General features: G+C 66.9%; 8 protein-coding genes. 6 read left to right on the top strand and 2 right to left on the bottom strand.

From position 1 onward, the window contains the following. Positions 1–78 precede the first annotated feature (78 nt). From G6032_RS05585 to G6032_RS15905, 3 genes are read left to right on the top strand one after another with little or no spacing between them, the layout of a single operon-like run. The gene (locus tag G6032_RS05585) at positions 79–363 is read left to right on the top strand and encodes a type II toxin-antitoxin system ParD family antitoxin (protein ID WP_165281138.1); all 285 of its coding nucleotides are present in this window, start codon (positions 79–81) and stop codon (positions 361–363) included. After that, the gene (locus G6032_RS05580; protein ID WP_346763764.1) at positions 360–683 is read left to right on the top strand and encodes a type II toxin-antitoxin system RelE/ParE family toxin; all 324 of its coding nucleotides are present in this window, start codon (positions 360–362) and stop codon (positions 681–683) included. Before G6032_RS05585 ends, G6032_RS05580 begins: the two co-directional genes overlap by 4 nt. Further along, on the top strand, positions 680–2,821 hold the full coding sequence (locus tag G6032_RS15905) for a tetratricopeptide repeat protein (protein WP_165281136.1): 2,142 nt from the start codon (positions 680–682) through the stop codon (positions 2,819–2,821). Before G6032_RS05580 ends, G6032_RS15905 begins: the two co-directional genes overlap by 4 nt. A gap of 43 nt (positions 2,822–2,864) precedes the next feature. Here the strand turns inward: G6032_RS15905 and G6032_RS05570 are convergent, their stop codons facing one another. Both G6032_RS05570 and G6032_RS05565 read right to left on the bottom strand, forming a co-directional pair. Further along, the gene (locus tag G6032_RS05570) at positions 2,865–3,305 is read right to left on the bottom strand and encodes a TA system VapC family ribonuclease toxin (RefSeq protein WP_165281135.1); all 441 of its coding nucleotides are present in this window, start codon (positions 3,303–3,305) and stop codon (positions 2,865–2,867) included. 9 nt (positions 3,306–3,314) lie between these two features. Continuing rightward, positions 3,315–3,548, bottom strand: coding sequence for a hypothetical protein (locus G6032_RS05565; protein WP_165281134.1), 234 nt, complete (start codon positions 3,546–3,548; stop codon positions 3,315–3,317). 140 nt (positions 3,549–3,688) lie between these two features. Between G6032_RS05565 and G6032_RS05560 the strand changes: the two genes are divergently transcribed. The 3 genes from G6032_RS05560 to G6032_RS05550 are packed head-to-tail and all read left to right on the top strand — an operon-like array spanning position 3,689 to position 6,324. Then, positions 3,689–3,895 carry an AbrB/MazE/SpoVT family DNA-binding domain-containing protein gene (locus G6032_RS05560; RefSeq protein ID WP_165281133.1) on the top strand — a complete coding sequence of 69 codons (207 nt, stop codon included), beginning with the start codon at positions 3,689–3,691 and terminating at the stop codon, positions 3,893–3,895. 6 nt (positions 3,896–3,901) lie between these two features. Further along, entirely contained in the window at positions 3,902–4,282 is a 381-nt protein-coding gene (locus tag G6032_RS05555; RefSeq protein WP_165281132.1) for a type II toxin-antitoxin system VapC family toxin, read from the top strand. Beyond that, positions 4,279–6,324 carry a hypothetical protein gene (locus tag G6032_RS05550; RefSeq protein WP_165281131.1) on the top strand — a complete coding sequence of 682 codons (2,046 nt, stop codon included), beginning with the start codon at positions 4,279–4,281 and terminating at the stop codon, positions 6,322–6,324. The genes G6032_RS05555 and G6032_RS05550 overlap by 4 nt, the downstream gene beginning before the upstream one ends. Positions 6,325–6,348: the final 24 nt, after the last annotated feature.

Raw genomic sequence — 6,348 nt, 5'->3', positions numbered from 1 at the left:
ACGGGCCGTGAGCGTGGGTAGTAATTTTTATTACCCTTTGCTACTTTCCTGAAATCACAGGTGAAAGAGGATAAAACCATGTCTGCCCGGAACGCCAAGAGCATCGCGCTGACGCCGCAATGGGCCCGCTGGGTTGACGAACTGGTGGCCAGCGGGGAATACCAGAGTGCCAGCGAGGTGGTCAGGGATGGGCTGCGCGCCCTGCATGACGATCGTGAGCGGGCCGAGGCCGAGTTGGCCGAGATTCGGGCACGCCTCCAGCTTGCGTTGAGGGAGTCTGATGCCGGCGAGTTTGCCGAGGGCTCGGGCGAGGCCGCTGTGAAGCGCGCCTTTGACCGCGCGCGCGACGCCACGGCTTCGTGAAGCCCTGGCGACTGACCCGGCGCGCCGAGAGTAGCCTGGTGGAAATCTTCGCCTGGACCCTGGACCGTTTTGGCGAGCGCCAGGCAATCGCCTGCCGCGATACGCTGATCGAACGCATCGATGCGATTGCCGCTGGCCAGCCGCCGCATCCCCGGTCATGCGGCCAGTTGATGGGCAAGAATCCCGGTGCCAAGGAGCTCGTTTATTACCGTGAAGGCGGTCACTACATTGTCATGCGTGACTCGGAAGAGGCGTTGATCGTGCTCGAATGCTTCCACCAGGCCACAGACTTGCCGCGGCACCTTGAGGCGTTGAAGTGACCCGTGCTTCCTCCGGCTTGCTCGCCGAACTCAAGCGCCGCAAGGTGGTGCGTGTCGCCGTGGTGTATGCGGCGACGGCGTTTGCCGTGCTGGAGGCGGCCGACATGCTGTTGCCGCGGATGGGGGTGCCGGAGTGGGGCATGAACCTGGTCGTGGCGCTGACGGTACTCGGTTTCCCGATCGCACTGGTGCTGGGCTGGGCCCTGGAGGTGACGCCGGACGGCGTCAGGCGCACGGACGAGGTGCCGGCTGTGCAGGGCGAACAGGAAGCCATGCCGGCGCTGTTGGGCAAGCGCACCGTGCTCGTCGCCGGCTTGCTGGTGGCGGTCGGCGTCGGGCTGAGCGCGGGCTGGTGGCTGAAGCCCGGGACGGACGATCCGCAAGGACCGGTCGCCGGGGTCCCGGCAACGCCCGCCACCGCGGAGGCACCGGCGACGAAGGACGTCCCCGCAGCAGGCGTCGCGCCTGCCGCGCTGAGCGTGGCGCGCGAGGAAGGCCTGATCGCGGTGCTGCCATTTCGCAATCGCAGCGTGCGCGAGGAGGACGCCTTCTTCGCCGAGGGCATCCACGATGACCTGCTCACCCAGTTGTCGAAGATCGGCTCGCTGAAGGTGATCTCGCGCACCTCGATGATGCGCTATGCCGACTCGGACAAGTCGATCCCCGAGATCGCACGCGAACTCGGCGCGGCGGTGGTGCTGGAAGGGGCCGTGCAGCGGGCCGGAAACCAGGTGCGGGTCACGGTGCAGTTGATCGACGGCGCCAGCGACGTGCACCTGTGGGCCGAGAGCTACGATCGTGAGCTGAGCACCGAGACGATTTTCGCGATCCAGGCGGACATCGGCCAGGCCGTCGCCAGTGCGATGCAGGTGGTATTGAGCCCCGAGGAAACCGACGCACTGCGGGCGGGGTCGACGCGGAACCTGCAGGCGTACGAGGCGTTCCTGCGCGGCAAGCTATTGTCCGGCTTCTCGGAGATTTCCCCGGATCGCTCCCGCCAAGCCATCGCCGAGTTTGACCGCGCCATTGCGCTCGATCCCGGGTTTGCCGAGGCCTATGCGCGTAAGGCGGAAGTCCAGCTCGTGAGTTTCTGGCTGGCCGTCGGCCCGCGCTCGCTGCGCGAGGACGCCCGGAAAAGCGTGGCAGAAGCGAAGCGGCTGGCGCCGGACAGTATCGAGACCCGGCTGGTCGAAGCGCGCCATTATTACTTCGCGCAGCTCGATTTCGCCTCGGCCGACCGGATCCTGCAGGGGATCCTCGCGGAGGTGCCCGACCACGCCGAAGCCTGGGAGGCCAGTGCCTACGTGGCCCGCCGTGATGGCCGCTTCGACGATGCGATCTTCGCTTTCGAGCGCGCGCTGGCGATCAATCCGCAGGCGGTCGACGTGATCAATTCCATGGTCGAGACGACCGCGCAGGCGCGCGGCGACTTCGCTGCGGCCGCCGCCTGGCTGGAGCGCGCGGAGCGGCTCGGCGGCGACACCCGGATTCGCGAGATCTGGTTGCATGAATGGCGGGGTGACGTGGAAGCCGCATGGGCTGCCATCGAGGGGCCGTTGCCGAACTTCGTGGATACCCCCGCTCGCATCGCCATCTTTTCCCGCGACCCCGAGCGCATCGAATACGCGCTGTCTCCCGCCCTGTGGCCGGAGGACCAGCGGGCCCCGGGTGACTTTCCCGAAACCTACGCGATGGTCAGGGCCTGGGCCCTGCTGGTGATGGGCCGGCAGGCCGAGGCCGATGGGCTGCTGGCGGAAATCAAGGCCCGGATGGAGCAGCGCAGCGAGCCCTATCCTTCGCGGTGGCTGGGCAACAACTATTACCACCCTTCCGACCTGCCCGGCCTGATGGGTGACCTGGAGGGCGTGCGGGCGGCCGAGGCAGATTTCCTCGCGAACGCGCCACGTGATGTCTGGGGCCTGGCCTCCATTCTGCCCAGGCTAGCTGGCGCATTCGCGCGTGCCGGCGATCCCGACCGGGCCGTGCACTACCTCGAGCAGCAGGTGGAGGTCTTCGGTCCGCACCGGTTCCTGGTGTTCTCAATCGATCCGGATTTCGACTCGCTGCGCGACCATCCGCGCTATCTCGCGCTGCAGGCCGGCTACCAGGCGTGGGCGGAGGCGCGGACCATTGAGTAGCATTTTCGCGCAGTCGAAACCACGACTTAGCATTGCGGCGGATTCATGCCGGGCGCAGGGGGTCGATGACCTCCAGGAAGCCGAAGCGATGAAAATCGGTATCGCGGGTCACGATGCGGGCTATGCCGTGCTCGCGCATCAGCGTCGCAGTATGCAGGTCATGCATGAGGTTGCCGCGCGCTTCCGGCAGTTCGTCGAGGCACTGGCGCAGCACGGCCGCGTGCCGGCGAGTCGCGGTCAGGACGCTGAGGCTGGGCGAGGCCAGCAGGGTCTCGATGAATCGCCAGGCCGCGGCGTTGGTCCACGGGCTGCGGTATACGCGCGGGTGCGTGCTGACGCGCAGGAATTCGTAGCAGATCCCCCAGGTCAGGAACCAGGGCGCCGCCTGGCCGCGGGCCTGCTCGATGAGCTTTCGGCAGGGTGCATGGTATTCGCTGTCGGCATCGGCCGCATACAACAGCACATTGGTATCGACGACGAACACGGGCGACGCTCAGTCCCGCTCCATCCGGTCTTGCAGCGCGTCGCGATCGGCCACGTCGACATACGCGCCGCCGCTTTGCCATTGCGGCAAAGGCTCGCGCACCTGGTCCGTGCCTTCCTCCACCTCGTCCAGCACCCGGCGCAGACCGGCCTCGACCAGCTCCGACATTGTCCGGCCCTGGCGCGCGGCCGCCTCGCGCAGGCGCTGCATCACGTGGTCGTCGATGTTCAGCGTGGTCTTCATATGGGAAACCATATGAACGATATGGATATCTGTCAAGGACCTGCGGGATGAACCTGTTCGCCGAACCGAAGCACTGCAATTCGATCGATAGTACTATCGTAAAACGATATCGCCATCGATAGGCTGCGAGGAGCGGAAGCATGGAAACCACCAAGGTCTCACCCAAATACCAGGTCGTCATACCGCAGCGCGTGCGCGAGGCGATGGCGCTGAAGCCCGGCACGCGGCTCCAGGTGGTGCAGTTCGAGGACCGCATCGAATTGATCCCGCTGCGCAGCGCCAAGAGCTTGCGCGGTTCCCTGCCTGGCCTGGACACGGAGGTGCCGCGCGATGCCGACCGGGTGTAGGCCGAGATGAATGTCGTCGACTCCTCGGCCTGGCTGGAATATTTCGCGGATGGCCCCAACGCGGAGCATTTCGCGAGCGCCATCGAGGATACCGCGGCGCTTCTCGTGCCGGCGATCACCCTGCTCGAAGTGTTCAAGCGCATCAGCCAGCAGCGTGACGAGGCGACGGCATTGAAATATGTCGCGGTGATGCAGCAGGGGCGGGTCGTGGATCTTGACGCTGCGCTTGCGCTACGCGCTGCGGCGCTCGGGCTGCGCCACAAGCTGCCGCCGGCCGACAGCATCATTTATGCCACCGCGCAGAGCCTCAGCGCCGTTGTATGGACGCAGGACGCCGACTTCGAAACGCTTGACGGCGTCCGCTACGTGCCGGGCCCGAGCCGATGAGTTTTTTCGCCGAACTCAGGCGCCGCAATGTGTTCCGCGTGGGCGCGGCCTATGTCGTCGTGGCGTGGCTACTGATCCAGGTCGCCGACATCCTGCTCGGCAACTTCGGCGCGCCGGATTGGGTGTTCAAGTCTTTCGTGGCGCTCTTGGCGCTTGGCTTTCCGCTGGCGCTGTTTCTTTCCTGGGCCTATGAGATGACGCCCGAGGGCGTGAAGCGCGCCGCCGACGTTTCCGCGGAAACGTCCGGATCACAGGCGGCCAAGCCGATCGACTGGCTGATACTCGCCGGCATCGCGGTGGTGATCGTGGTGATGGTCGCGGATCGCGTCTGGGCGCCGGCCACCACGGAACAGGGCGACGCAGCGGGGGCGATGTCGGACGCAACACCGCGGCCCGGGCCCGTCCCGCCGGCCCAGCGCGCAGCCGAGGAGGGCGTGTTCATCGCCGTGCTGCCGTTCGACAACTATTCGCCTGATCCTGCCGACGCCTATTTCGCCAGCGGCATGACCGAGGAGATCACCAGCCAGCTGTCGCGTGTCTCGGCCCTGCACGTGATCAGCCGCACGGCGGTCAGCCGCGCGCTCGAAAGCCGGCTTTCACTGGCGGAGATTGCCGCGACGCTGGGCGTCGGCGCGGTGCTCGAGGGCAGCGTGCGCAAATCCGGCGACATGGTCCGGATCACCACGCAGCTGGTGGACGCGACGAGCGGCCAGCATCTCTGGAGCACCGACTTCGACCGGGAGCTGGCCGACGTGTTCGGCATACAGCGTGATGTGGCGCTGGCGATCGCCGCGGCGCTGCAGGCGGAACTCAGTCCGGGCGAGCAGGCGCGTATCGAAACCCCGCCCACGGACAATGTCGCGGCCTACCAGCTCTACCTGCGCAGCCGGGAGTTCTCGTCCGTGGGCATTGCGACCAATCGCACGGGCATCGAGCTGCTGCGCCAGGCTGTCGCGATGGATCCGGGCTTCAGCGACGCCTGGGCGCGCCTCTCGTGGCGCTACACCTGGGCGGCCCGGCTCGGCGACCTCGATGCCGTCGAGGAGGCCTTCACGACGGCCCGGCGGGCACTGGACGTCGATCCCGAGTCGCCCTTCGCCCACTTCGCCCTGGGCAGTGCCTACAGCGTCTCCGAAGAGATCGAGGAGAATATCGCGTCTTTCGAGCAAGCCATCGCGCTGGACCCGGACCACTTCACGCTAACGGACCTGAGCTACAACAATGCGCTGACCGGCAGGTCGGCGGTCGCGCTGGCGCAGATCACTCGCGCCGTGCGCCTGTCCCGGAACGTGCCCAACACGCGCTGGCATGCTGCGAACGTGCTCATGAGGCTGGGTGACGAGCAGCGACTGGAGAACTGGCTCGACCTGGCCGCCGCCGAGGGCCTGGAGCTGGGCCGGCTGGACATGGAGCGTGCCTGGCTGCTGGCGCGGCAGGGACGCTCGGGGGAGGCCCTCGAACTCCTGCGCGCGGGCCGCGAACGCTGGGACGGCAACGAGGAATTCGAGCGCTTGTCCGCCGCCATACAGGTCTTCCTCGGGGATTACCAGGACGTGCGCAGCTTCATCGAGCGCCAGGCCGAGATCGCGCCGGCAGCGCGCTTGTATGTTTTCGGGGCCCCTCGCAGCCTGTTCGCCCAGGTGCTGCTGGACGAGGGGGAGGTCGCGCGAGCCACCGCCCTGTTCGAGGAAACCCTGCGGATCCATGAGGAAATGTTCGACGAGGGTCGCGGCTGGCCGGATCGCTGGCTGCAGTCTGCCGCGATCCACGCGCTGCTTGGGCGGCCCGAGGAGTCGCTGCAATGGCTGCAGCGCACTTTCGACGCGGGTCTTTATGTTCCCGCTGCGCTTGCCGTGGACCGGCGCTTCGCCACGCTGCACGACGATGCCCGCTTCCAGGAGATCATTACGCGCATGGACGACGCCCAGGCGGACCAGCGCGCCCGGGTCGAGGCCGAGGGCATCGCCACGGAAATGGATGCGATGATTGCCGCCGGATTGGGGCGGGCTGCCCCGGCCGGTCCGGTGGAGTCGGGGCAGTGAGCGCAGAACAATCCTTCTGGTCGG

Source organism: Wenzhouxiangella sp. XN24 (genome assembly GCF_011064545.1).
Taxonomy (GTDB): domain Bacteria; phylum Pseudomonadota; class Gammaproteobacteria; order Steroidobacterales; family XN24; genus XN24.
Note: the sequence above shows the minus strand (reverse complement) of the source record. Positions and strands in the feature narration are given on the sequence as shown.